The organism is Collinsella aerofaciens, from assembly GCF_032584215.1.
Classification (GTDB): Bacteria; Actinomycetota; Coriobacteriia; order Coriobacteriales; family Coriobacteriaceae; genus Collinsella.
The window spans coordinates 1-25,114 of the sequence record NZ_JAWHPN010000033.1 but is presented as its reverse complement, the minus strand read 5'-3'; the positions used below and the strand labels follow the sequence as shown (position 1 = coordinate 25,114).

Genomic DNA, 25,114 nt, shown 5'->3' with positions numbered 1-25,114 from the left:
CGTGCCCGAGCTCGAAGAGCCCTATGGCCGCCTTCCTGGCCTCGATATCATGCTTCACCCTCAAATCAACGCGCATAAAGAAAGCCTCCCATTTCTCATGTCCAAGAAATGGGAGGCAGTTCACACGTTTGTGGGGCGGGCCTTGCTGTTACGATTAGCGTTTCTTTCCGCGGAAGAAGAAGCCGTGCAGTGACGGCTTGAGGCCGCGGTTGGCGCGATGCTCTTCGACGCGCTCGTGGATCGAAGCGACGCGCTCGATGACTTCGTCGGGAATCGGCACGTCGGGATTCATGTTCTCGACCTGGCTGACCTCGGCGGCGGCGACCTGGTCGATAATGGGCACATCGTCGCGCGAGATGACAGGTGTGGCGTCTTCCTTCATCTTGCGATAACGCTGCATCATGTCGGTCTGTAGCTGCTGGGCCGAAGGCGGCGTCCAGATGATGGCGTTGGCGCCGGCGGCGATGGTCTCGCGAATGCTCTCGGGCGTCTTGCCACCCGGCGCGATAAGCGGCAGGTTGGGATAGTGCTCGCGCAGCTCGCGTAGGACCTGGGGCGTGTTCTTGCCGGCGGCGATGTTGAGAATCTTGGCTCCGGCGCGCACCTTGGCGTGGGCATCGTCGTCGCAGCGAACGACCGTGGCGATGACGGGGATGTCGGCGATGTTGGTGATGTGCTCGACCATCTCGGCAGTAGCGGGGGAGTTGACCATGCAGCCCGCCGCGCCCTGCATCTCGGAGACGGCTGCCATCTGCACGGAGCGCTTACCGGTCGTAGTTCCGCCGCCCACGCCTACGAAGACCGGGCACTCGGCGACGGTCAGCAGCGCTTGCGTAATGGCGGGCTGCGGCGTGAAAGGGTAGACCGCAAAGACGGCATCGGCGTTGGAGTTGCGGATAACCGCGACGTCGGTGGTGTAAATGAGCGACTTGATGCGTCGGCCGAAGAGCGTAAAGCCGCTGGCCTCCTCGATCTCGTCGGGCATGCGGAGGGCCGCCTTGCGCAGGCGTCCGTCGATGGGCAGTGGCTCCATGGGGAGCAGTCCGTTGGGGGTCACGGCTACCTGGGGCTCGGTGAACTCGTCTGCGAGCTCGACCTCGGAGAAATCGACCGAGGCGACGATGTCCTCGTGAACCTCGGCGGGCACATCGATGGGAGCTTGGTCGTTTGCCGCGGCAGGCGTGTCGAAGGAGCTGGTGCCGACGAAGGCGTCGACGCGCTCATTTAGATCGTTGAGGGTATCCATGGAGGCTCGATTCTATGCGATGACGGCCGGCGCGATGCAGCCGGAATTGCGAATGCTAAATCGTTTGACGAGTTGATTTTTCCCCGCTGCGCCATCCGTTAGACCGAAGGGCCGGCGAACGTGAAGGAGCTGTGGTGGCGGGGATCGAGGTGCTATCTTGAAAGCCCCGTTTAAAAGAGAGGTGACGCGGTATGGAATTGACAGCAATGTTTGGCTCGATCGGCCTGTGTGTGGCCGCAATCGTTGCCGCCGCGGTCATCTACTTTGTGGTCACGGCCATTAAGGGCAAAAGGGCCGAACGCAAGGAGCGCGCGATGCTTAAACAGCATCGCGACCAGCAGGGCAAACGCGCACGGAGATAGCTTGTTGAGTTTTGAATCCGTGCGCTAGCTGCGTTTTCGGACCAGGGCGATATAGAAGCCCTCAAAGTCGCGACTGGGCGGAATGGTCAGCGTGCCGGGCATGCCGTTGGCAATGGCCGAGACGTGGCCCGCGGCAATGGCCTCGGTAAGGGCGTTGCACTCGATGCGCGGTTCCTCACCGGCTTCGCGGGCGCGGCGTGCTTCGCTTTCACTCGGCGTGCTGTCGAGGGGGATGAGCTCGCAGTCCATGTGCTTGTCGAGGGCCTCTTGCAGGGCATCCTCGTTTTCCTGCGGCAAGATCGAACATGTCGAATAGACGAGCGTGCCGCTCGGTTTGAGGGCCCCCATGGCGCGATCCAGAAGTGCTCGCTGCGATCGGGCGCACTTGCTCAGCAACTGCTCGGTGAGGCCGCGCAGGCTTTTCTCGTTGCCGCTGATGACGGTGCCCGTGCCGGTGCAGGGAGCGTCGAGCAGGATGCGGTCGAAGCGGAAGAACTCGTCGAGCTCGCGTGCGTCGATGCGCATGACGGGCACGTTTTTGGCACCCTGGCGATGGAGGTTTGACTCGAGCTTTTCGGCGCGGGGAATGCTCATCTCGCAGGCCGTGAGGTGTGCCTGGCCCTGGGTGAGGGCGGCGATCTGCGTTGTCTTGCCGCCAGGGGCTGCGCACATGTCGAGGATGTCCTCGCCGGCCTGAGCGCCCAGGACCAACGGCGGCATCATGGACGACAGACTTTGCAAGTAGATCTTGCCGTCGCGGTAGATGTCGAGGTCCCACAGATCAGAAACCTGGGCCTCGGGCAGGATAAAGGCGTCTGGGTACCAGGCGACGGGGTTGTGGGCGATTCCGGCGGCATCGAGCGCCGCAGCGATGTCCTCGGCGGTCGCCTTGAGCGTATTGGCGCGCAGCGTGACCGGGCGTGTGGCCGCGGCGCCGAAGCCCTCGATCATGAGCTCGGCATCGGCGGGCGCATAGGCGCCGGCGACCGTGTCGACCATAAAGCGCGGCAGGTCGGCGGCGCAGGGAAGGGCGGCAAGCTGGTCGGAAAGCTCGGTGGAGGCAAACTGCCTAAGCTTGAGCTCGGGCTTAACCTGCTTTTTCTGCTTACGACGACGCGGCTTGGACATCCGTTTTTCCTTCCCGTCCCAAATTGACTACTTTCCGGGTACGCCGTTGCTGGCGTGCTTTAGTACTGGCTCTCGTGCTTGCTAAAGAAGTCGAAGCGCGGGGGCAGCGGCTTCACTCGGTGCTCGCCGGGCTTCTCGCCCAAGCTCTCCACAAACTCATCCGTGGAGGCGAAGATGTTATCCCAGCTAAAGAAGGCGACCGGGTCAACGTCGAAGTACTCGCAGATGAGCTCGCAGCCGGCCGGCACGATGCCGTGCATGAGCACGGTCGCCACGCGCAGCTCGGTGAAGGCGTCGACGAGGGCCTGCGTCATCGCGGTATTGGCTTGCTCGCCCTCAAGCTTGTTGGCAGCCTTGGAGGCGTCGCTCCAGCGCTTGTTGGCGGCGCGCAGGTAGTCGTCGCACACAGCGAGCGCGCGGTGCGTCTCGAACTTGTACATGGCCTGCTCAAACGCGAGGGCGGCCTGCTCGGCGGCCTCCACCACGGTGGCCGAGGCGGCGCCGGCGGGGATGCAACCGTTGCGATAGGGGCTCTCGTCGCCCTCCTTGACGGCGACGCCGTAGAAGCAGCTGCGGGCCAGGCGGTTGAAGACGCCGGTCAAAAGGGCGCTTTCCTTAAGGGCCGGATCGATGACGCGCTTGTCGTCGCAGGCGTGCACCTCGTTGCCGTCCTTGTCCTTGCCGGTCACGCGGGTGTCGTATGCCTTGGGGCTAAAGCTCACCGGCTTCTCGGACAGGCCGAGCGACAGCCAGTGCGCGCGCATCTGCTCGCAGGTGTAGTGGTTGAGCAGGTCGTCTGCCGGCGGGGGAGGCGTCTGCGAGGACGAGCTTGCCTTTTTGCCCATGTAGAGCAGGTGGTAGCAGGCGCTGACGGTGCTCTGCGTGAGGTTCCAACCCAGGGCCTCCCACATGGCGGTCTGCGCGATGCAATAGAAGTAGATGTTGTCCTGGCCAATGAACTGGTAGATCTGTGCGTCATCCGAGCACCACCAGTCGCGCCAGTCGAGCGAGCTGTGCTGGTAGGTGGGCGCGGGGACCTGCGTGGAATCGGCGGCGGGCTCGCCCATGAGGGCGGCATCCTGGGCGGCGACGCCCTCGGTCACGCCGGCGGCCTTGGCATCGCGTGCGAGCACGGTGCGCGTATAGCTGATGGGAGCCCACAGGCTCTCGGGCCAGCACCAGCAGGTGACGTCGGAGACGCCATCGACCTCGGGCACCGGAACGCCCCAGTCGATGTTGCCGGTGATGCGGAAGGGTACGAGCGCCTTGCCGCTGCGGAAGCGCACGCCGCCGTTGGCGAGCACCGCGTGGGCATCGTCGCGCTCCTTCCAGCTGGGGAAGGTGACGGTAAAGCTGCTCTTGTTGCCCTCGGGCTCCAGCACGGTGTGCTCGGGAAGCTGATCCTCGACGGCATCGAAGGCCTCGCGGAACTTGTTCTGGATGTAGAGCTGAGCCGGCAGCAGCCACTCCTCCATGGTCTTGGAGACCACGGAGCGAACCTGCGGGTTCTGGGCGAGCTTGGCGGTATAGGTTTTCATAAAGTCGAGGTAGGCCGGCAGGTCGAAGTAGAGGTTGTCGACCGGGCGCAGCTCGGGCACCTCGCCGGTGAGCTGGCTTTTGGGCGCGATGAGCTCCTCGGGCTCAAACTGGTGGCCCAGGTCGCACTCGTCGGCATAAGCCTTCTCAGACTTGCAGCCCTGGATGGGGCAGCGGCCGATCACCTGACGGCCGTTGAGGAACGTGCCGGCCTTGGCATCGTAGAACTGCAGCGTGGAGCGCTTGGAGATGGTGCCCTGCTCGTGCAGGCGCTTGATAATCTCGGCGGTCACCTCGTTGTGGATCTGGGCCGCCGGCTCAAGGCCCGAGCCGCCGTAGATGTCGCAGCTGATGTTGTAGTTGTTGAGGGTCGCGGCCTGGCGGGAGTGGTTGGACTCGACGTACTCGCTAATGGACTTGTCGTAGCCCTCGTTCTCCTTGAGCTTGCGGTAGCTCTCCATGATGGGCGAGCCGTAGCAGTCGGTACCCGAGGTGAAGATGACGTTCTCGCGGCCCAGACGGTCGCGCAGGAAGCGGGCGAAGAAGTCGGCCGGGACAAAGACGCCGCCGACGTGGCCAAAGTGCAGGCCCTTGTTGCCGTAGGGCTCGCCGGCGGTAACGATGGCGCGGCGCGGCCAGCTGGGACGGTCGTTCATGGAGTATTTGGATGCCATGGGACTCCTTCGCATATGGTGAGGGCGCGGCCGGGCGCGGGGCTCGGCGGCGCGGTGGTCAATTCGTGCATATCGTTCGACATTATCGCACATGCGGACGGGTACGTGGCAGGGGCGCTATCCTAAGATGCTATGAATGAGATTTCCAACATACATGCGTTTGAGGACGAGGATTTTCTGCACGCCTGCTTTGTGTGGGGGATGGCCGTGCTTGGCGCATTTGCCGTGTGCCTGGTGCCGGTGTTTATGCTGCTGGGTGGGCCCGCTGATCTGGATGCGGCTGACGCGGGTGGCTGGACGGCGGTCTTGGACTGGATTGTCGGCTTGGCTGCGGTTTCGGCGGCGTCATTTGCCGTGCACGAGTTGGTGCACGGCGTGTTCTTTAAGTTGTTTGCGCCCGCCGGTGCGCATGTGACCTTTGGGGCAAATCTCGAAACCTGCATGATTTATGCCTGCGCCGAGGGCGTTGTGTATTCGCGCCGGCGGTATATGGTCATTTGCCTGGCGCCGACGGTTGTTTTGACGGCGGCGTTTGCCTTGGGCTTTGCGTTTTCGGGCTATCCGCTGCTGTGCTACTTGGCGGCCGGCTTGCATTTGTCGGGCTGTGTGGGCGACTGGTATTACGTGCGGACCATTTTGCGCGACCGCCGCATTGTCGCCTGCGAGGACAAATCCTTTGGCGTGCGCTTTTTCGCAAGGTAGTCTTTTTGGGACGGGGCTATTTTGACTACTTTTTGGAGATGGGTATTTTTGACTGCTTTACGTCAAAAGTAGTCAAAATAGCCCCGTCCCAAAAAGACTACTTATTGCGGGGGAGGAGATGTTGATGAAGCCGTTGTTGTTGCACGCTTGCTGCGCGCCGTGTTCGCTGGAGCCGGTCCGCCTGCTTCGCGAGGAGGGGTTTGAGCCCACAATCTGCTGGACCAACCCCAATATTCAGCCGCGCGATGAATGGCAACGGCGTTTGGACGAGCTGCGCCGGTGGTGTGCCGATGGCGACATCGAGCTCATCGAGGCGGGGGAGGACCGCGAGCGCTGGGAGGCCGGCGTGGCTCCGCTGGGCGCCGACCGGCCCCGTCGCTGTCGTGCGTGCTATGCCCTGCGCCTGGCCGAGGCATGCCGCGTGGCCCAGGAGCGTGGGTTTGAGTTTGTGGGCACGACGCTCGCCGTCTCGCCGTATCAGCTGTTCGAAACCTGCAATGACGTGTTGGAGCGTCTGGCTGCCGCTCGCGGTCTCACTCCGGTGATTCGCGATTTTCGCCCGTATTATCCCGAGGCGACGCGCCGTTCGCGCGAGCTAGGCATGTATCGACAGAACTACTGTGGTTGCCGCTTCTCGGCTGTCGAGGCGGCCATGGACCGCGCCCGCATCCGCGACGAGCGCAAAGCCGCCAAAAAGTAGTTCTTTTGAGCTGGCAGCCTGCTAGGATGTAGAGCGGACTTTAACTAAATAAGGAGTATCCGACGTGTCTATGCGTACCGATGATTTTGACTACAACCTTCCTGAGGAACTGATTGCCCAGGCGCCTGCCGAGCCGCGTGACTCCTGCCGCCTGCTGGTGGTGGATCGCAAGGGCTCCCAGGCGGGAACGCCGCTGGAGCACGGCGGTACCGTCGAGCACCGCATCTTCCGTGACATCATCGACTATATCGAGCCGGGCGATGTGCTCGTCATTAACAAGACGCGCGTGATGCCGGCCCGCCTGATCGGTCGCAAAGCCGGCTCGGGTGGCGTGGTCGAGACGCTGCTGCTCAAGCGCCGCGAGGATGTTGACCCGCTGGGCCATGTTTGGGAGTGTCTGGTCAAGCCGGGCAAGCGTCTGAAGCCCGGTGCTCAGATTGAGTATCGCGCCGGTGGCGTCCATGCGCCCGAGGGCGCGCCCGTGGTGCTGACGGCCGAGGTCATCGACTTTGTCACCGATAGCCGCGGTGGCCGTCTGGTACGCTTTGAGCCGGCCGGTTGCAATGCTGCCGGCGAGCCGCGCACGCTCGACGAGGCCATCCACGCCGCCGGTCACGTGCCGCTGCCGCCCTACATTACCGATTACGAAGGCGATCCCGAGAAGTACCAGACCGTCTACGCCATGAAGGAAGAGCATTCGGCCGCTGCTCCCACGGCGGGCCTGCACTTCACGCCCGAGCTCATGGCGGCCATCGAGGCCAAGGGCGCGAAGTTTGCCGCCGTCGAGCTCGAGGTGGGCATCGACACCTTCCGTCTGGTGGAGGAGGACGATCCCACGCAGCACGTGATGCACACCGAGCGCTACCACGTATCGCAGGAGGTGGTCGACGCCGTGCATAAGGCGAAGGCCGAGGGGCATCGTGTGATCGCCGTCGGCACCACCGCGGTGCGCTCGCTCGAGAGCGCGTTTGACGCGGACGCGCCGGTGTCCAATCCGGCTGTGACGGCGCGCTATTTTGAGGGCCGTGAGGACGGCGCCGACACGCTCGGCCGCGGTGACATCGTGGTGCGCGAGAACGCGACGACGCAGCTCTACCTCATGCCTGGCTCGACCTATCACGTGGTTGACGCGCTGATCACGAACTTCCACGTGCCGCGCTCCACGCTCATGATGCTCGTAAGCGCGCTTGCCTCCCGCGACCAGATCATGGATGCCTACGCCGCCGCCATCGAGGAGCGCTACCGCTTCTTCAGCTTTGGCGACGCAATGCTCATTCAGTAGGTTACGGCGTTTTCCAAACGCCGTAACCGGTCGACGCTGCGCGGGCCGCATTTGGACAATCTGACGTTCAACTTCAAGGGCGCGACCAGAAGGTCAGCGCCCTTTCGTTTCACGTCACCTTGTCTCAAATGCGACCCGCTCGCTGACCCTGCCATAGCATCGGCGTTACCTTGGCTGTTGGATGTAGTCATTGGGGACGTTCTTAAATGACTAGTCAAAAGGGACACTCTTGCGGCGCTTGGCACTTGGGTAGTCGTTGGGGATGTTCTTGTTCGACTAGTCGTTTAAGAACGTCCCCAACGACTACCTTGCATCAATCTAGATAAGTTGCGGTGAGATAGTTCTTGAATTGGCCTTTTTGAAGGCTAAATAGGAACTATCTCACCGCAACTGCGTTGGGGCGTTTTTTGGCAACCGGCTTACTTGCTCATGAACAGCCAGATTGCGATGATCACCAGGATTGCGGCGATGATGCAGACGATGGCTCCGGTGAATTTGACGCGTGAGTCGCGGGTTCGCTTGCGCACGTCGTCTTCGGCGGCCTCGAGTTGGGCAACTTCGCGCTCGGTCTCGGTATGCTCGGCTTTGTCGCGTGCCAAGGACCCGGCGAGCGATTCGGTGATCTCGGGATGGTCGTGCACCTCGGTCGCCTGCTCGATAATCGACTGCGCACGCGCGGCATCTGCCCGGGCGTTTGCGATGGCCTGCTCTTGCTCGCGGCGTGCCTTGTCCTGCGTGGCGATCTTTTCGCGTAGCTCGCGCTGGCGCGTAGCGGCGGCAGTTTTTGCGGACTGCAACTCGTCGCGCGCGGCATCTGCCTCAGCCGTTACGGCCTGGTGCGCTCGTTTAGCGTCGGCGATGGGGGCCTGTGCCTGCTCGACGGCCTGCTCGGCGGCGGCGAGTGAATGCTCAAGATCGGCGGTCACGCGCGGAATATCTTCTTCGGCCTTGCGGAGGGCGTCGGCAGTGTCGGAGATTTGCATAGACAACTCACTGGTGCGCACGGTGTAATTGGCGGGATTTGCCGAAGGGTTGCGCTGCAGCTCGGCATACTCGCGACGCAAGGTTTCGAGCTGTGCGCGCGTAGCATCGGCAGTTTGTCGTGCGGCGGCGACACCGGCATCGCGCTCAGCCTTCACTTTGTCGCGGATGCGTTTGGAATCCTCAAGGCGACGAACGAGGCGGTTGCCGGTCTCGCGCGAGCTCGCCTCGCGGGCTTCCACGGCGTCGAGTGCAGCCTTCAGGCGGAGCCCGGTCGCATCGTCCTCTGCCTTCATTTGCTCGAGTTGGCCCTTGAGCTCCGTCGCTTTGGCGGCATGGGCATCACGGGTGATTTCAGCTGCCGCAGCGGTCTTCTGTGCCGCGGCAATCGCCTGGCGTTGATCGGCGATAATCTGATCGTAGCGGCCTGCGATGCCCTGGCGCGTCTCGAGCTCCTCTGCCTGGTCGGCGATGCGCTGCTCAAGCTCGGCTAAATGGGCGCGGGCATCGGCGAGTGCCTTCTTGGCGGCGTTCATCTCGCGCATGGCCGACGCGCCCTGGGCGATAAAAGTGCCCACGGCGTTAGCGGTGTTTGAGACGGCGCTCCCCAGGTCGCGGCTCGTGGCGGGAGCATACGAGGTGGTCGGGTGCGCGGCCTCGGCGGTATTCGTATCGGCAGTCTGCGGCGCGGCGATATTGCCGGTGCCGCCCTCGATCACAGAAAAGCCCGCTGCATGCGGGTCGACGGCGTCCGCGCCGATCGTGGGATGTTCGAGCTGCAGAAACGAGGGCATAGTGCTGCCCTGATCGGCAACGGGGGTCTCGCCGGGCACAAAGGTCGAGGCGGCCTCGGCGGCTTCCTCTTCCTCGGCGTCGACATCGGCATCGGCGACAGCGTTCTTCATCGCTTTGACGGCATCCATCATGGAGTCCATGACGGCGTCGAGTTCTTCTTCCGATGACACCTCGATGGGGCCCGCTGCTTGCTGCGGGGCGGCGTCCTTTTTGGGGGCGTCGTCCTGAGCGGCCGAATCGTCGTTTTGCTCGTCGGCATCTGCGGTCGCAGGGATCTCCGCTGCAGCGTCGTTATCCAAAGTGGCGTCGTCGACGTCGGTATCATTGCAGGTCACAGCGTCAGCATCTGCGGCGACGTCTGCGGAATCATCAATATGCTGTTGAGTCTGGGGGTCCAGCTCGTCTGTCATAGGCATGTGCTCCTCATCGTTGTTTGTCACCCTATGATAAAGTCTCGCGCCGACATCCCGCGCCCCGCAGCAAAGTTTCAAAACGTGTTCGATGGCTCGCGCCGATAGCAAAAATTCGGCCTCTATATTCAGTTTGCGCTTGACATTCCCTTCGCCGAAAGACGTTATGCCGTTCGCCTGCCGAGGCCTTTTCTTTTCACTTGAACACGCTAAAGTTGCATCTCAGCTTTTGGCGCGTTTATTTTTGGATGCGCGCAGTCGGCGGGCGTGCCCGTCGCGATTTTGAAAGGACTTCGTATGGGACTTTTCACTGGTAAGACCGTGATCGTCACCGGCGGCGGCAAGGCCACGCTTAAGGACGGCTCTGCTGGCTCCATCGGCTACGGCATCGATATCGCTTTTGCCAAGGAGGGCGCGAACCTCGTTATCACCGGTCGCAACGTCGCCAAGCTCGAGGCTGCTAAGGAGTCTCTTGAGGCCGAGTACGGCGTCAAGGTTCTGCCTGTCCAGGCCGATGTCTCCGCCGGCCAGGACAACGAGGCCGTCGTGCAGAACGTTATCGACAAGGCGATTGAGGAGTTCGGTCGCATCGACGCCGTCGTCAACAACGCTCAGGCCAGCGCCTCGGGTGTGACCATCGCCGACCACACCATGGACCAGTTTAACCTGGCCATTTACTCTGGCCTCTATGCCACCTACCTGTACATGCAGAAGGCCTATCCGCACCTGAAGGAGACCAAGGGCTCCGTGGTCAACTTTGCTTCGGGCGCCGGCCTGTTTGGTAATTATGGCCAGTGCAGCTACGCCGCTGCCAAGGAGGGCATCCGCGGCCTGACCCGCGTCGCCGCCAACGAGTGGGGCAAGGACGGCATCAACGTCAACATCGTGTGCCCGCTTGCCTGGACTGCTGCGCTCGAGAACTTCCAGGACGCCTATCCCGAGGCGTTCAAGGCCAACGTTCACATGCCGCCGGCGGGCCATTACGGCGACGTCGAGAAGGAGATCGGCCGCGTGGTCGTTCAGCTTTGCGGCCCCGACTTTAAGTATATGAACGGCGAGACCGTCACCCTCGAGGGTGGCATGGGCCAGCGGCCCTAATAGTTACGGCGTTTTAACAAACGCCGTAACGGGCCGACGCTGCGCGGTCACCAGAGCGACAATTTGTCATTCAAAGAGGGCGGCATGACCAGAAGGTCTATGCCGTCCTCTTTTCATGCCAACTTGTTCGCTCTGGCAACCGCTCGCTGACGTTGCCAGAGCATCGGCGTTGCCTTTGTTGTTGTAGCCGTTGGGGACGTTCTTAAATGACTAGTCACAAGGGACACTCTTGCCGGCACCTGGGGACAGTCCCTGAGTGCCGGCAGATTGGGACATTCCTTTGCAAGATGGCGCTGAAGACTGTCCCCGACGGCTAGTCGTTTAAGAACGTCCCCAACGACTATGACCCCTTTGCATCAGTTTCTGTCGAGTCGGTGCTTCTTGCGGGTTGCCCGTATAATGGTTTGCGTATGAACCGCAACCAAGGAGTTCCAGTTTATGGACCAGAGCCTTTTTAAATTCGACCTGATCGCCGAGGACCCGACGACGCACGCGCGCGCCGGCGTGCTGCACACCCCGCACGGCGACATCGAGACACCGATCTTTATGCCCGTGGGCACCAAGGCAAACGTCAAGGGTATTCCTACCGAGACCGTCAAGCAGCTCGGCGCCCAGATTGTGCTTGCCAATACCTATCATCTGTCCATGCGCCCCGGCGAGGACACCATCGCCGAGCTGGGCGGCCTGCGCAAGTTCATGAACTGGCATGGCCCCATTCTTACCGACTCGGGCGGCTTCCAGGTGTTCAGCCACAACGACGCCGTCAAGCTCACCGACGAGGGCGTGCGCTTTATCGTCAACGATTACGACGGCCGCCACGTGTTCTGGACGCCCGAGGACAACATGGAAATCGCCATGAAGCTCGGCTCCGACATCTGCATGCAGCTCGACCAGTGCCCGGGCTATCCCGCCACGCGCGCCTACGTCGAGCGCGCCGTTGAGCTGTCGAGCATGTGGGCCGAGCGCTGCTACAAAGCTCATACCCGTGATGACCAGGCACTTTTCGGCATCGTTCAGGGTGGCATGCATCTGGACTTGCGCCTGCGCTCGCTGCGCCATCTGGAGGAGTGCGGTGACTTCCCCGGCTACGGCATCGGCGGCTACTCGGTGGGCGAGGACCACGAGACCATGTTCGAGACCCTGGCGCCGCTGGCTTCCGAGTACATGCCCAAGCACAAGCCGCGCTACCTGATGGGCGTCGGCAACCCCACCACCCTCGTGCGCGGTGTGGGCGTGGGCATCGACATGTTCGACTGCGTGCTGCCGACGCGCACCGGCCGCATGGGTACGGCGTTCTCCAGTGAGGGTCGCCTTAACTTCCGCAACGCGCGCTTTGCGCACGACGACGGCCCCATCGACCCCACCTGCACCTGCCCGGTGTGCACGGGCGGCTACAGCCGCGCGCTCATCCGTCACATGGTCACGCAGAAGGAGATGCTCGGCGGTATTCTGCTGTCGATGCACAACATCTACTACCTGCTCAACCTTATGCAGTGTGCCCGCCAGGCCATTATCGAGGGCCGCTACGGTGCGTTCGTGAGCGACTGGATGAACAGCCCTGCGGCGGTGGATTACTAAGAGCTGCGGGCGTGCTTGCAGAGCGCGGGCAACGGCAAGGGGCGAGCGCCGGCCGGTCATCACGTTCGCTAACACCGTCTGCGCGGCCGCTGACCGATAGCTTGCAAGCACTTGATGCATCGTGGGTACCATACCGAATAGTTGATGTTCGGGCGGGTGTTTGGCGCATGGCGTCGACCCCGCCCGTTTTTTTTGATAGGAGTACCCATGATTAAGAACGAGAATGTCGAGGGCGAGCCCGCCTACGACGAGACATACCGCCGCGGTCCCGTGGTCATGCGCGGCCCCATGATTCCTAAGGACAACACCTACGCCAACCTGCTGGCGCCCGAGGATTCGACCGACTGGTTGCATGCCGATCCGTGGCGCGTGCTGCGCATTCAGGCCGAGTTTGTCGATGGCTTCGGCGCGCTTGCCGAACTTGGTCCTGCGGTGACCATCTTCGGCAGCGCCCGCACGCCCAAGACCGATCCGCTCTACAAGGCGGCGCGCACGGTCGGCCGCAAGATCGCCCAGCGCGGCGTGGCGGTTATCACCGGTGGCGGACCCGGCGTCATGGAGGCGGCCAACAGGGGAGCGGCGAGCGTCAACGGCAAGTCAGTTGGCTTGGGTATCGAGCTTCCGCACGAGCACGGGCTCAACAAATATGTGAACCTCGGTATGGACTTCCGCTACTTCTTTGTGCGCAAGACCATGTTCGTCAAATACAGTTCGGGCGCCATCGTGTTTCCCGGAGGTTTTGGCACGCTCGACGAGATGTTCGAGGTGCTCACGCTGGTGCAGACGCACAAGGTCAAGCGCATGCCGCTCGTGCTGGTAGGCAGCGAGTACTGGCAGGGCTTATTCGACTGGCTCAACGGCCCGGTGATGAACGCCGGTATGATCAGCCCGCTCGATCCGGAGCTGGTGCACATTACCGACGACCTCAACGAAGCCGTCGACATTGCCCTGAGTGGGCTGATGTAGGGCAATCGTGCCCACCGCGATATGAATATGTATGGCACTCTGATGCTTTCTAACGTCAGTTTGCCATTTATATTGGGTATACTGATGCAAAAGACGAGGGCGAGGAGGTCGCGTATGTCTACTGCAACGGTTAAGCCTACGACGGTTCGCATCGAAGAGGGGCTCAAGGAACAGGCGACTGAGTTCTTGGACTCAGTTGGCTTGAGTCTCAATTCGTATCTCAACCTTGCTGTTCGGCAGCTGGTAAATCAGCGAAAGATTCCTTTTGAGATTGTAGGAAGGGCGGAGGTGCCCAACGAGGCGACGAGGCGTGCCATGGTAATCGCCGAGGCTCATGAGTTGGGGATTTTGCCGGACGATAGCCCGTCATTCAACGACGCTGATGAGCTTATGTCATTTCTTGATGAGGAATAGCGATGTTCGAGATCAAAGTCGAGGCTCAATTTAAGGCGGACTACAAACGAACGATGCGCATGCATCCGCAGCTAAAGAGTGAGTTTAAAGCGGCGGTTGCAGAGCTTGTGGCTCATGGGTCGCTTCCGGCGGAGTACGGCGCCCACGAGCTCTCAAACCCGGGCGGCAATTACAACGGCCACATCGATTTCCACCTATCCGATGGCTTGGTCGATGTGGTCGTTCTATATCTGCCCCATAAGACTAACCCAGTGATCAGGCTGGTGCGAATGGGCACTCATCAGGAGCTTTTTCAGGGTCCGCTGGGCTGATCGCCGATTTCTAAGTTGCGGTGGAATAGGGACTGACTGGCGGCTGATAAGCCAAAAACAGTCCCTATTTCACCGTAAGTGGTAAAGGTACCCCTAGTGGATGGGCTGGTAGCGGGGGCAGTAGCTGATGGCGATGGCGTCGACGCCTACGTGGGTGGCGATGGTGCAGCCGATGGGGCCGGTGCCGGCGTCTACGTAGTCCTGGCCTGCGAGCGCCTGGTCGACGAGCTCCTGCTCCTCGGCGGCGCCGGTCGTGAGCACGCGCACGCTTGAGCCCGGGTGCTCGGTCAAAAATGCGAGGCAATCGGCCATGGTGTTGGCGACGATGCGCTTGGCGCCGCGGCCCTTCTTGATGGCCTTGATCTCGCCCGATTTCCACTCCGGCGAAACGGCCAGGCGAATGTTGAGCATTTGCGTGAGCTGGCCGGCGAGTTTAGGTGCGCGGCCGTTCTTAACGAGGTTTTCGAGCGTGCGGGGAATCAGCAGCAGGTGGGCGTCGGGCAGCGTCGCGCGGATCTGCGCCTCGGTCTCGTCCAGGCTGCGGCCGTCCTCGCGCATGGCGAGCGCGTACTCCGCCAGCAGGCCCTCGGCGCCCGAGCCGGTGCGCGAATCGATGCAGCGCACGTCGAGCTCGTGGGTATCGGCAACCTGGCACGCGTTGGCGTAGCAGGCAGACCACTCACTGCACAGCGAGATAAAGATGGCGCTGTCGTGGCCGTCGGCGCGCACGCGGTCAAAGAGTGCCTTGAACTCACCGGCGCTCGGCTGCGAGGTGTGCGGTAGCTGCTCGGAGCCTGCCATGCGGGCGACGTACTCTTCGGCGGTGATCTGCACTTGGTCGAGCAGGTCCTCGCCTTCGATAATCACATGCAGCGGAATCACGTAAATGCCGAGCTCTTGGGCGCGGGCGGGGGAGATGTCCGACGTGGAGTCGGTTATGATGGCAAAAGACATAATTGCACCTTTCGTTGGGGCGTTTGCGCGCCGCCTTCTGAGAGCAAAGTGCGACAAGTATAGTAGAGTCGTTCCACATTGCCAGCTTTAATTGTTGAATAGTCAACAGTTTGAAGTGTCGGTGTGGAAATCGCCAACTGGGGAAGAAGGATATCGATGGCGGCATTACAGCTATGCGAGCGGCCGATTGTGCTGTTCGATTTTGACGGCACGGTGGCAGATACGGGCCGGGCGGTGATGACCTCGACGCGCAAGACGCTGACTGCGCGCGGGTTTTCGGAGGCGCAGATGGGTGACCTGCGCCGCATGATCGGGCCGCCCCTGTGGAAGAGCTTCCACGACTTTTACGGCTTCTCGCGCGAGGAATCGCTTGTGGTGGCCGACGAGTACCGTGCCTTTTTTGATGAGCTGGGACCGGAGGAATATCCCGTGTTCGACGGGACCCCCGAGTTACTCGACGGCCTTGCCGCGCGGAGGCATCGCATGGCGGTCGCGACGTCGCGCATGGAGGCAAAGTGCATCGATATGGTGCATGAGCTGGGGCTTTGCCAGTTCGAAGCCGTGGTTGGCATGAATCCGCCGCAGGGGCGCGAGACCAAGGCGGATTCGGTCCGCGATGCCCTGGTGGCCCTGGGCGCGACCGCGGACGATGCCGTGATGATCGGCGATCGCTTCAACGATGTGGAGGGTGCGCACGAGATGGGTGTGCCGTGCATTGGCATCTATTCGGGCGCGGCGGCGCCGGGGGAGCACGAGGCCGCGGGCGCCGATGCGGTGGTGCACTCGGTGGCCGAGCTTGCTAAACTTTTCGCAATATAAGTATGTGATGTGAGGGGCGGGCACGCTCGCCGCTCATTGGTAAGGAGGTCCTCCATGAATCAGGTGGAGCAGAGCGTTACCGAGTATGTCGACGAGGTCTGGGAGGATGTCGTCGCCGATATCGAGCAGCTGGTGAGTTATCCGTCCGTGGCCGTTGCTGCCGATGCGGAGCCCGGCGCGCCGTTTGGCCGCCCGGTCCGTGACGCGCTCGATTGCGCGCTCGGCATCGCGCAAAAGCTCGGCTACCAGACGCGCGACGACGAGGGCTATGTGGGCATTGCCGATATCCCGGGCCGCGGCGACAAGCAGCTCGCGACCATTTGCCATGTGGACGTGGTGCCCGCCGGTCCCGGTTGGAACACCGAACCGTTTGCGATGGAGCGTCGCGAGGGCTGGCTGCTCGGTCGCGGCGTTATCGACGACAAGGGTCCGGCCGTGCTGTCGCTCTACGCCGGCGCCTATCTGCTCAAGCACGGCATTACCCCGCGCTATACCTTCCGCGCGCTGCTGGGCTGCGATGAGGAGGTGGGCATGTCCGACGTTCACCATTATCTGGAGAACCACGCAGATCCCGACTTTCTGTTTACGCCTGATGCCGAGTTTCCAGTCTGCAATGCCGAGAAGGGCCAGTTTGGGGCGACGTTTGTGAGCTCTAGGATCGATGGCGGGCGTATTGTGTCGTGGAGCGGTGCCGAGGCGAGCAACGCCATTCCGTCGCAGTCTATCTGCGAGCTTGCGATTGCCGCCGATGAACTACCGGCGCCGGTCGAGAACGCCGACCGCCTGGAGATCACAGCGCTCGATAACGGCCATGCGCAGATTTTTGCCCACGGCATTGGCGGTCATGCCTCGATGCCTGAGGGAACGATCAATGCCGTCGGCCTGATCGTGACGTACCTGCGCGAGGCCGAGGACGCGTTTGGTGCGCGCGACGAGCGCCTGCTGACGCCTGCCGAGCACGAGTTTGTCAAGTTTCTGGCCTTTGTGCATGCGGACGCCTATGGCCGCGGCCTGGGTATCGACGCGACGAGCCCCGCGTTTGGCCCGCTCACCTGCAACCCCGGCGTCATCCGCGTGGCGGATGGCCACATTGAGCAGGTCATCGACGTGCGTTTCCCCGACAGCACGAGCGCCGATACCATCTGCGAGCGGCTCGAGCCGCTCGTGGGCCGCTTTGGTGTGACGTATCGCGTGGGTCGTACCAAGGTGCCGTTCTCGGTCTCTGCTGACGATCCGGCCGTGAAGGCGCTTATCGATACCTATAACGAGTTTACGGGCAAGCATGCCGAGCCCTTCGCCATGGGCGGTGGCACGTACGCACGCAACTTTGCCCGCGCCGTCTCATTTGGCCCCGAGGAAACCGGCCTGGAGCTGCCCGCATGGGGCGGCCAGATGCACGGCCCCAACGAGTGCGCCAACGAGGAACAGCTCAAGCAAGCGCTCAAGATCTATATCGTGGCGATCCTGCGCTTGAATGAATTAGAGCTTTAAGGTTACGCGGTTTCCCAATCTAAGTTGCGGTGGAATAGTTCCTAGAATGGGCCATTTGATGGCCAAACAGGAACTATTTCACCGCAACTCTGTTTTTATTGGTGTAAAAAGCGCGCCATGCTTGGGTGGGGATTGTTATTCGTTTGTAAAGGCTGGGCCGCGCTTGCGGTAAGGGTCTATCAAATGCCCGTAAGAAACCGCAGATAAGGCGGTTGTCGCCCGATCGGGGTCGTATCTTTCCAAACAGCAAAGCGGGCAGGGTGCCCGCGAGTCGCATGTACGAAAGGAAGATCATGCTCGATCAGGCTTATTCTCGTCGTCAGTTCCTCGGCCTCGCTGGTGGTCTTGCCAGCATCGTCGGTCTCGGTCTCGTTGGTTGCGGCGGCTCCGGCGCATCCGACGCCGCCGACAAGGGTAGCGCCGCTGCTGCCGAGTCCGTCTCCGGCGAGGTGACCTACGACGGTGCCTCCTCGTTCCAGGCTCTCGTCGAGGCTGCTGCCGAGAAGTTCATGGATGCCAACCCCGACGTCTCCGTCTCCGGCTCGGGCAACGGTTCGGGCAAAGGTCTGACCGCTGTTGCCGCCGGCACCGTCACCATCGGTAACTCCGACGTCTTCGCCGAGTCCAAGCTCGAGGCCGATCAGGTCAAGAACCTCGTCGACCACGAGGTCGCCGTCGTTGGCATGGGCCCCGTCGTCTCCAAGAACGTCAAGGTCGACGACCTGTCCCTCGAGCAGCTCAAGGGCATCTTCTCCGGCCAGATCACCAACTGGAAGGAGGCCGGCGGCGACGACGCCAAGATCGTCGTTCTCAACCGCAAGGCTGGCTCTGGCACCCGTGCCACCTTCGAGGCCGCCGTTTTTGGCGACGAGGCCGTCGACTTTAAGGGCGACGCCGAACTCGACAAGTCCGGCGATGTCCAGACTCAGATGGGCAGTACCGACAACGCCATCTCCTACCTCGACTTCTCGCACTTTGATGACTCCAAGTTCAACGCCATCAAGGTCGAGGGCGTCGAGCCCAAGAGCAAGAATGTCACCGACGACTCCTTCAAGATCTGGGCTACCGAGCACATGTACTGCTCCAAGGACGCCGACGAGGCCACCACGGCCTTCCTGGAGTTCATGCTTTCCGACGACGTCCAGGGCAAGCTCGTCGAGGAGCAGGGCTTTATCCCCGTCTCTGCCATGAAGGTCGTCAAGGACGCCAGCGGCAAGGTCTCCGCTAAATAAGTAATCGCCCCCGGAAAGGTTTGCAATGGCAAAACAGCTGCCAAAGCGCGACCTTGAGAACGTGGGCCTGGGCGTCACGGGCGCGTGCGTAGCGCTCGTGACGCTTGTCGTTGCCGCACTTATCTTCATGGTCGCCCAAAAGGGCCTCTCGGCTTTTCTCAAGGATGGCGTTTCGGTTGTCGAGTTCTTCACCGGCACCAAGTGGGACCTGGCCAACACAGCCGAAAACGGTCTGCCCTATACCGGCGCCCTGCCCCTGATCGTCACCTCGTTTGCGGTCATGGTGCTCTCCACGCTCATCGCGCTGCCCATCGCCATCGGCTCCGCCATCTTTGCGGTCGAGATCCAACCCAAATTTGGTTCCAAGGTTTTTCAGCCGCTTATTGAGCTTTTGACCGGCATTCCCTCGGTCGTCTTTGGACTGATTGGCTTTCACGTGGTCGTCGGACTTATGAAGTCCGTTTTCCACGTGAGCACGGGTCTGGGCATCCTGCCCGGCGCCATCGTGCTGGCTGTCATGATCCTGCCGACGATGACCACCCTTTCGGTCGATGGCCTGCGCGCCGTGCCCGACAGCTACCGTCAGGGCTCGCTTGCGCTGGGCTACACCCGCTGGCAGACCATCTGGCACGTGGTGCTCAAGTCCGCCATGCCGTCGCTCATGACTGCGGTCATCCTTGGCATGACGCGCGCCTTTGGCGAGACGCTCGCCGTGCGCATGGTCATCGGCGGCATCGAGGCCATGCCGACGTCGCTGCTGTCGCCGGCCTCGACCATCACCACCACGCTCACCACGTCCATGGCGGTCTATGCCGAGGGTTCGGCCCAGGACGATGTTCTGTGGGCGCTCGGTCTGCTGCTGATGGGTATGAGCCTCATCTTCATCCTGATCATCCACATTATCGGCCGCAAGGGGGCGAAGGCTCGTGGCTAGCACGCGCATCCATATCGACGAGGCGAGACTCGGACGTGTCCAAAAGCAGGACCGCATCGCCACGGGCGTGCTGACGGCAATCGTCGCCATCGTCATGCTCATCGTCATCTCCATGGTGGCCTACATCCTGTTCGAGGGCATCTCGACGCTGTTCAAACCTGGCTTTCTCACGGAGCCGTCGCGCGCCAACGGAACCCAGGGCGGCGTGTTCTACCAGCTGTTCGACTCGTTCTATCTGCTGTTGATCACCCTGGTCATCTCGGTGCCCATCAGTCTGGGCGGAGCGGTCTTCCTGGTTGAGTACGCGCCGGACGGCCCCGTCCGCGACATCGCCTCCACCGCCATCGAGACGCTATCCTCGCTGCCTTCCATCGTCGTCGGCATGTTCGGCTTTCTGGTGTTCTCGGTGCAGCTGGTCTGGAAGTACTCCATCATCTCCGGCGCCGTCGCGCTCACCATGTTCAACATTCCCATCCTGGTGCGCGTGATCCAGCAGGCGCTCGAGGACGTGCCGCAGGCCCAGCGCGATGCGTGCCTGGCCATGGGCCTTACTCGCTGGGAAGCCACGCTGCACATCCTGATCCCCGAGGCCATGCCCGCCATCGTGACCGGCATCGTGCTTTCGGCCGGCCGTGTCTTTGGCGAGGCCGCAGCATTGCTCTTTACCTCGGGTATGAGCTCGCCGGTTCGCCTGAACTTCTTGAGCTTCAACCTGTCGAGCCCCACCTGCGCCTGGAACGTGTTTCGCCCCGGTGAGTCGCTCGCCGTGCACATTTACAAGATCTATGGCGAGGGCAGCCCCGAGGCCCAGCAGATCGTCTGGGGCACCGCGGCGCTGTTGATGATCTGCGTGCTGCTGTTTAACGTGGTCGCCCGTATCGTGGGCAAGCAACTGGCAAGGAAGATGACGGCCGAATGAGCGAGATGAAAGCAACGCCCGCAACCGAAGCGGCATCGTCCGAGACCCAGGACTTCCTGTCGAGCGTGGGGGAGAGCGAAAAGCGCGTGCGCGTGAGCGGCAAGGCCGTGAGCGACGAGGTCGTGCTCTCCACCAAGGACGTCAACGTGTACTATGGCGACCACCATGCGCTGCACAACACGTCGCTCGACTTTCACAAGGGCGAGATCACGGCGCTCATCGGGCCTTCGGGCTGCGGTAAGTCGACCTTCTTGCGTAGCCTCAACCTTATGAATCGCGAGATTCGCGGCTGCCGCGTGGAGGGCGAGATCAACTATCGCGGGCGCAACGTGAACACCAGGACCGAGAACACCTACGAGCTGCGCCGCTCCATTGGCATGGTGTTCCAGCAGCCCAACCCGTTCCGCAAGTCAATTCGCGACAACATCACGTTTGCGCCCAGGCGTCACGGCATCACCGACCGCGACGAGCTTGATCGTATGGTCGAGGAAAGTCTGCGTGGTGCGGCGCTGTGGGACGAGGTCAAGGACAAGCTCGACAAGAGCGCCTACGCGCTTTCGGGCGGCCAGCAGCAGCGCCTGTGTATTGCACGCACGCTGGCGCTCAACCCCGACGTGATCCTGTTTGACGAGCCCTGCTCGGCGCTCGACCCCATCTCGACGCTGGCGATCGAGGACCTTATGTCGTCAATCGTTGCCGACCGTGCCATCGTCATCGTGACGCACAACATGGAGCAGGCGTCGCGTGTGTCCAACCGCACGGCGTTCTTCTACATGGGCGATATGGTCGAGTACGACGAGACCGACGAGATTTTCCAACGGCCCAAGGATAAGCGGCTGAATGATTACCTCACCGGCATGTTTTCCTAGTCCGGGACATGCTTGAGGCCCGTGGCGGCCACGGTCGCCACGGGACTGATTGGAGGGGCGGGTCATCTCTTGCGGGAGATGGCCCGCCTTTTTGCTCTGCGACCGAAGCGACCACCACAAAGGGGACAGGCACCTTCGTGGTGGTTTGGGGTGGGGCTCGCTGCTATCATGGACAACGTTGAATTTCTACGAAGGAGCAGGGCATATGGCGATTCTTTTGGGATGCGATTCCATCAGCCTAGAGTTTCCCACCAAGCATATTTTCGATAGCGTGACGCTCGGCGTGGGCGAGGGCGACCGCATTGGTATTGTCGGTAAAAACGGCGACGGCAAGTCGACGCTGCTGAGCGTGCTCGCCGGCACGCTGGAGCCCGACGACGGCCGCGTGACGCATCGCCGCGGCACCACGATCGGTCTGCTCGGCCAAAAGGACCAACTTGTCGACACCGATACCGTGCATCATGCCGTCGTGGGCGACACGCCCGAGTATGAGTGGGCGTCGAGTCCGCGTACGCGCCAGATCCTCGCCGGTCTCATTAGCGATGTGCCCTGGGAGGGCACGGTTGGCGAGCTTTCGGGCGGCCAGCGCCGTCGCGTGGACCTTGCGCGCCTGCTGATCGGCGACTACGACGTGCTCATGCTCGACGAGCCCACCAACCACCTGGACATGCGCACCATCAACTGGCTCGCGCGTCACTTAAAGGCCCGCTGGCAGCGCGGCCAGGGCGCCATGCTCGTGGTCACGCACGACCGCTGGTTCTTGGACGAGGTCTGCACCAGCATGTGGGAGGTCCACGACGGCCAGGTCGATCCCTTCGAGGGCGGTTACTCGGCATACATCCTGCAGCGCGTAGAGCGCGACCGCATGGCCGCGGTTACCGAGGAGCGCCGTCGCAACATGGCGCGCAAGGAGCTCGCGTGGCTGAGCCGCGGTGCCCAGGCTCGTTCCACCAAGCCCAAGTTTCGCGTGGATGCCGCTCGTGAGCTGATCGTCGACGTGCCGCCCGTGCGTGACGAGCTGGAGCTCAAGCGCTTGGCCGTGAGCCGCTTGGGCAAGCAGGTTATCGATGTGGTCGACGTGGATGCCGGCTATGCCGATACCGACGGCGCGCCCAAGCAGGTGCTCACCGATGTGACCTGGCTCATTGGTGCGGGCGACCGCTATGGCCTTTTGGGCGAGAACGGCGCCGGTAAGTCGACGCTGCTCGACGTGATCCAGGGCAAGATTGAACCCACGCGCGGCCGCGTGAAGATTGGCCAGACAGTGCGCTTTGGCGTGCTGTCGCAGCAGCTCGAGGAGCTCAAGCCCTACATGGGCGACACGATCCGCGAGGTGCTCGGCAACTATAAGAAGTACTACGTCATCGACGGCAAGGAGACTTCGCCCGAGAAGCTTTGCGAGCGTCTGGGCTTTACGACGCAGCAGCTCTGGAGCCGCATCGGCGATCTTTCGGGCGGCCAGCGCCGTCGCCTGTCGCTGTTGCTGACGATTCTGGACGAGCCCAACGTGCTCATCCTGGACGAGCCGGGCAACGACCTGGATACCGACATGCTCGCGATTGTCGAGGACCTGCTGGACGGCTGGCCCGGCACGCTGATCCTGGTGACGCACGACCGCTTTTTGATGGAGCGCGTGACCGACCAGCAGTGGGCGCTGCTCGACGGCCACCTGACGCATATGCCCGGTGGCGTGGACCAGTACCTGCGCCTGTGCAACGCTACCGCCGAGGGCGAGCCCGTGGGCGCGCCGAGCGCCAAGACCGGCACGTTCGACACCGGTGCCGCGGCAGCTGCGGCCGAAAAGCCCAAGTCGAGCGGTCAGCCCAACGGCCTGTCCAACGCCGAGCGCCAGAAGCTCCGCCGCGAGGTGAGTTCGCTCGAGCGCAAGATGGAGACGCAGCGCACCCGGGTTGAGGAGGCCGAGGCAGCAATGGCCCAAGTCGATCCCACCAACTACACGGCGCTCGGCGAGCAGCAGGCAAAGATCGACGAGGCTCACGCTGCCATGGACGAGCTGGAGATGGCGTGGCTCGAGGCGAGCGAAAAGCTCGAGGGCGAGGAGTAGGCGAGAATGATCAAAGCCGCGTTTTTCGATATCGACGGCACGCTGCTGAGCTTTAAGACCCACCGGATTCCGGCGTCGGCGCAGCAGGTGCTCGACAGCTTTCACGAGCAGGGGATTGCGTGCGTGATCGCCACGGGCCGTCCGACCTACCAGATGCCGGACTGGCTGTTCGACCTGGACTGGGATGCGTACATTACGCTTTCGGGCCAGCACTGCTTTGATGCCGAGGGGGTTTACCGCAGCTGCCCGATCGATTCGGACGACGTCGCGGTGATTGTGGACCAGGTGGCGCAGGGGCGCTACGACTCGCTGTGCATGCAGGGCGAGAACTCGTTTGTGAACCGCCTGTCCGAGCGCGTGGTGACGGCTGGCAGCAACGCGGGAATCGTCTACCACGAGGAGCCGTTTGAGCACGCCTTTGACGCACCGGTCTACCAGTTTTGCGCCTTTGTGGACCCGGTCGACGAGCATATCGTGACCGACGCCGTGTCGCATTCGCTCACCACGCGCTGGTGCGACCTGTTCTGCGACATTATTCCCGCTAACGGCGGCAAGGACCTGGGCGTGGCGGCGACGCTCGAGCGGCTTGGTATCGACGCGAGCGAGGCGATTGCCTTTGGCGACGGCGAGAACGACCTGTCGATGTTTGCCGCCGTGGGCACGAGCGTGGCCATGGGCAACGCACAGGACACGGTGAAGGCCGCGGCGACCTACGTTACGACCGCCGTGGACGATGACGGTATCTACAACGCCGCCAAGCACTTTGGGCTGCTATAGCTGAGGATTCGGCACTTAGGGACGTTCCTTTTCTGCCGGCAGCTGGGGACACTCCTTGCGGGGCGTGTCCCCATGTTGTGTTCGCCTGGCGCGTTTTGTGAAACACGGTTAACTTTTTAAACAACGTAGTAAGACATGGGCAACTTTTGCGGTAAAGTAAGCCAAGGAAAGTATCCAAAGGCTAACTAACAATCATCGCGAAAGGCGGCCCATGGCCCTACGTGAATCTGGAGAAGACTATCTCGAATCTATTTACGTGCTCTCGGAGCGCCAGGGCGTCGTTCGATCGATTGACGTTGCCGAATACCTGGGCGTAACCAAGGCGAGCGTCTCTAAAGCCATGGCGACGCTGGAGAACAGCGGCTATGTCGAAATGGGCAAGCGCGACGTTCATCTGACGGAGCGTGGTCTGGAGGTCGCTCGCCAAATGTGGGAGCGCCACTGCTTTTTCGTGCGGTTGCTCGAGGAGGCCGGTGTTTCGGCGGATGTCGCGTCGCAAGAGGGTTGCCACATGGAGCACTGCCTGAGTGAGGAAAGCTTCGAGAAGCTACGGGCGATGTTGGGCCGGGAAGATGTAGCGGGTCCAACAACAGAAGCCTAATTGGACCCCCAGTAGCGCGGAGTTCACGCAAAGCGCGAACCAGCGACCGGGACACGTATCCCCATCAGCCACGATCTCCGCCCACGCCGACCTCAAGGCCGTAAACGCAGGGGATCCGGGGGCGTGACGGGGTTTCTCTCCGGAACATTCCGCACTGATATCTTCTGTATTGAAGACGTCGATGATGCACCCGTATACCATTGACGTCGACACCATCAGATGCGGACCGCGCGGTGACCCCACATTCCGCTGGCGCCCACAGGGCTGCCC

Annotated in this window: 24 protein-coding genes; 19 read left to right on the top strand and 5 right to left on the bottom strand. The window is 62.1% G+C overall.

All coding sequences use genetic code 11. The features are described 5' to 3' along the window. Window positions 1–193: hypothetical protein (locus tag RX395_RS08975; protein WP_316367061.1), on the top strand; the 193-nt coding region annotated here is incomplete at its 5' end. Here RX395_RS08975 and RX395_RS08970 read toward each other — a convergent pair. Further along, window positions 155–1,246: a beta/alpha barrel domain-containing protein gene (locus RX395_RS08970; RefSeq protein ID WP_316367060.1), complete on the bottom strand. Its 1,092-nt coding sequence runs from the start codon at window positions 1,244–1,246 to the stop codon at window positions 155–157. The genes RX395_RS08975 and RX395_RS08970 overlap by 39 nt on opposite strands. Before the next feature lie 191 nt (window positions 1,247–1,437). Here RX395_RS08970 and RX395_RS08965 point away from each other — a divergent pair, with 191 nt between their 5' ends. Then, window positions 1,438–1,608: a hypothetical protein gene (locus tag RX395_RS08965; RefSeq protein WP_316367058.1), complete on the top strand. Its 171-nt coding sequence runs from the start codon at window positions 1,438–1,440 to the stop codon at window positions 1,606–1,608. Window positions 1,609–1,632: 24 nt separating this feature from the next. On the opposite strand, the gene RX395_RS08960 is transcribed toward RX395_RS08965, so the two are convergent. Both RX395_RS08960 and RX395_RS08955 read right to left on the bottom strand, forming a co-directional pair. Then, entirely contained in the window at window positions 1,633–2,736 is a 1,104-nt protein-coding gene (locus RX395_RS08960; RefSeq protein ID WP_195234929.1) for an RsmB/NOP family class I SAM-dependent RNA methyltransferase, read from the bottom strand. Window positions 2,737–2,795: 59 nt separating this feature from the next. After that, window positions 2,796–4,946, bottom strand: coding sequence for a methionine--tRNA ligase (locus RX395_RS08955; protein WP_316367055.1), 2,151 nt, complete (start codon window positions 4,944–4,946; stop codon window positions 2,796–2,798). A gap of 132 nt (window positions 4,947–5,078) precedes the next feature. Between RX395_RS08955 and RX395_RS08950 the strand changes: the two genes are divergently transcribed. The 3 genes from RX395_RS08950 (at window position 5,079) to queA (ending at window position 7,630) form a co-directional block, all read left to right on the top strand. After that, window positions 5,079–5,648 carry a DUF3267 domain-containing protein gene (locus RX395_RS08950; RefSeq protein WP_316367053.1) on the top strand — a complete coding sequence of 190 codons (570 nt, stop codon included), beginning with the start codon at window positions 5,079–5,081 and terminating at the stop codon, window positions 5,646–5,648. Window positions 5,649–5,772: 124 nt separating this feature from the next. Further along, window positions 5,773–6,348 (top strand): epoxyqueuosine reductase QueH, encoded by a 576-nt coding sequence (locus RX395_RS08945; RefSeq protein WP_316367051.1) that lies wholly within the window; start codon window positions 5,773–5,775, stop codon window positions 6,346–6,348. A 70-nt stretch (window positions 6,349–6,418) separates the two neighbouring features. Further along, window positions 6,419–7,630: a tRNA preQ1(34) S-adenosylmethionine ribosyltransferase-isomerase QueA gene (queA, locus tag RX395_RS08940; protein WP_316367063.1), complete on the top strand. Its 1,212-nt coding sequence runs from the start codon at window positions 6,419–6,421 to the stop codon at window positions 7,628–7,630. 419 nt (window positions 7,631–8,049) lie between these two features. On the opposite strand, the gene RX395_RS08935 is transcribed toward queA, so the two are convergent. Next, window positions 8,050–9,816, bottom strand: coding sequence for a coiled-coil domain-containing protein (locus tag RX395_RS08935; RefSeq protein WP_316367049.1), 1,767 nt, complete (start codon window positions 9,814–9,816; stop codon window positions 8,050–8,052). A gap of 297 nt (window positions 9,817–10,113) precedes the next feature. Here RX395_RS08935 and RX395_RS08930 point away from each other — a divergent pair, with 297 nt between their 5' ends. The 5 genes from RX395_RS08930 (at window position 10,114) to RX395_RS08910 (ending at window position 14,183) form a co-directional block, all read left to right on the top strand. After that, a complete protein-coding gene (locus tag RX395_RS08930) occupies window positions 10,114–10,914 on the top strand; it encodes an SDR family NAD(P)-dependent oxidoreductase (RefSeq protein WP_006235414.1) in 801 nt (266 codons plus the stop codon). Window positions 10,915–11,352: 438 nt separating this feature from the next. After that, entirely contained in the window at window positions 11,353–12,492 is a 1,140-nt protein-coding gene (tgt, locus tag RX395_RS08925; RefSeq protein ID WP_316367046.1) for a tRNA guanosine(34) transglycosylase Tgt, read from the top strand. 207 nt (window positions 12,493–12,699) lie between these two features. Beyond that, window positions 12,700–13,458, top strand: a complete 759-nt coding sequence (locus tag RX395_RS08920; protein ID WP_316367044.1) for an LOG family protein — start codon at window positions 12,700–12,702, stop codon at window positions 13,456–13,458. 114 nt (window positions 13,459–13,572) lie between these two features. Beyond that, the gene (locus RX395_RS08915) at window positions 13,573–13,872 is read left to right on the top strand and encodes a type II toxin-antitoxin system RelB/DinJ family antitoxin (protein ID WP_195361762.1); all 300 of its coding nucleotides are present in this window, start codon (window positions 13,573–13,575) and stop codon (window positions 13,870–13,872) included. A gap of 2 nt (window positions 13,873–13,874) precedes the next feature. Further along, window positions 13,875–14,183 (top strand): type II toxin-antitoxin system RelE/ParE family toxin, encoded by a 309-nt coding sequence (locus RX395_RS08910; protein WP_316367041.1) that lies wholly within the window; start codon window positions 13,875–13,877, stop codon window positions 14,181–14,183. A gap of 93 nt (window positions 14,184–14,276) precedes the next feature. On the opposite strand, the gene RX395_RS08905 is transcribed toward RX395_RS08910, so the two are convergent. Beyond that, window positions 14,277–15,137 carry a DegV family protein gene (locus RX395_RS08905; RefSeq protein WP_316367039.1) on the bottom strand — a complete coding sequence of 287 codons (861 nt, stop codon included), beginning with the start codon at window positions 15,135–15,137 and terminating at the stop codon, window positions 14,277–14,279. A 156-nt stretch (window positions 15,138–15,293) separates the two neighbouring features. Between RX395_RS08905 and RX395_RS08900 the strand changes: the two genes are divergently transcribed. The 9 genes from RX395_RS08900 to RX395_RS08860 all read left to right on the top strand — a co-directional run bounded on the left by RX395_RS08900 (window position 15,294) and on the right by RX395_RS08860 (window position 24,844). Continuing rightward, window positions 15,294–15,956, top strand: a complete 663-nt coding sequence (locus tag RX395_RS08900) for an HAD hydrolase-like protein (protein WP_316367038.1) — start codon at window positions 15,294–15,296, stop codon at window positions 15,954–15,956. A gap of 54 nt (window positions 15,957–16,010) precedes the next feature. Beyond that, on the top strand, window positions 16,011–17,447 hold the full coding sequence (locus tag RX395_RS08895) for a M20 family metallopeptidase (RefSeq protein ID WP_316367036.1): 1,437 nt from the start codon (window positions 16,011–16,013) through the stop codon (window positions 17,445–17,447). 275 nt (window positions 17,448–17,722) lie between these two features. After that, window positions 17,723–18,679 (top strand): phosphate ABC transporter substrate-binding protein, encoded by a 957-nt coding sequence (locus RX395_RS08890; protein ID WP_316367034.1) that lies wholly within the window; start codon window positions 17,723–17,725, stop codon window positions 18,677–18,679. A 25-nt stretch (window positions 18,680–18,704) separates the two neighbouring features. Then, complete coding sequence (gene pstC, locus RX395_RS08885) at window positions 18,705–19,613, top strand: phosphate ABC transporter permease subunit PstC (RefSeq protein WP_316367033.1); 909 nt, start codon at window positions 18,705–18,707, stop codon at window positions 19,611–19,613. After that, window positions 19,606–20,532, top strand: a complete 927-nt coding sequence (gene pstA, locus RX395_RS08880) for a phosphate ABC transporter permease PstA (protein WP_316367031.1) — start codon at window positions 19,606–19,608, stop codon at window positions 20,530–20,532. The genes pstC and pstA overlap by 8 nt, the downstream gene beginning before the upstream one ends. After that, on the top strand, window positions 20,529–21,401 hold the full coding sequence (gene pstB, locus RX395_RS08875; protein ID WP_316367030.1) for a phosphate ABC transporter ATP-binding protein PstB: 873 nt from the start codon (window positions 20,529–20,531) through the stop codon (window positions 21,399–21,401). Before pstA ends, pstB begins: the two co-directional genes overlap by 4 nt. 205 nt (window positions 21,402–21,606) lie before the next feature. Further along, window positions 21,607–23,466 carry an ABC-F family ATP-binding cassette domain-containing protein gene (locus RX395_RS08870; RefSeq protein WP_316367028.1) on the top strand — a complete coding sequence of 620 codons (1,860 nt, stop codon included), beginning with the start codon at window positions 21,607–21,609 and terminating at the stop codon, window positions 23,464–23,466. Window positions 23,467–23,472: 6 nt separating this feature from the next. After that, window positions 23,473–24,243: a Cof-type HAD-IIB family hydrolase gene (locus RX395_RS08865; RefSeq protein ID WP_316367026.1), complete on the top strand. Its 771-nt coding sequence runs from the start codon at window positions 23,473–23,475 to the stop codon at window positions 24,241–24,243. 211 nt (window positions 24,244–24,454) lie between these two features. After that, on the top strand, window positions 24,455–24,844 hold the full coding sequence (locus RX395_RS08860; RefSeq protein WP_316367024.1) for a metal-dependent transcriptional regulator: 390 nt from the start codon (window positions 24,455–24,457) through the stop codon (window positions 24,842–24,844). Window positions 24,845–25,114: the final 270 nt, after the last annotated feature.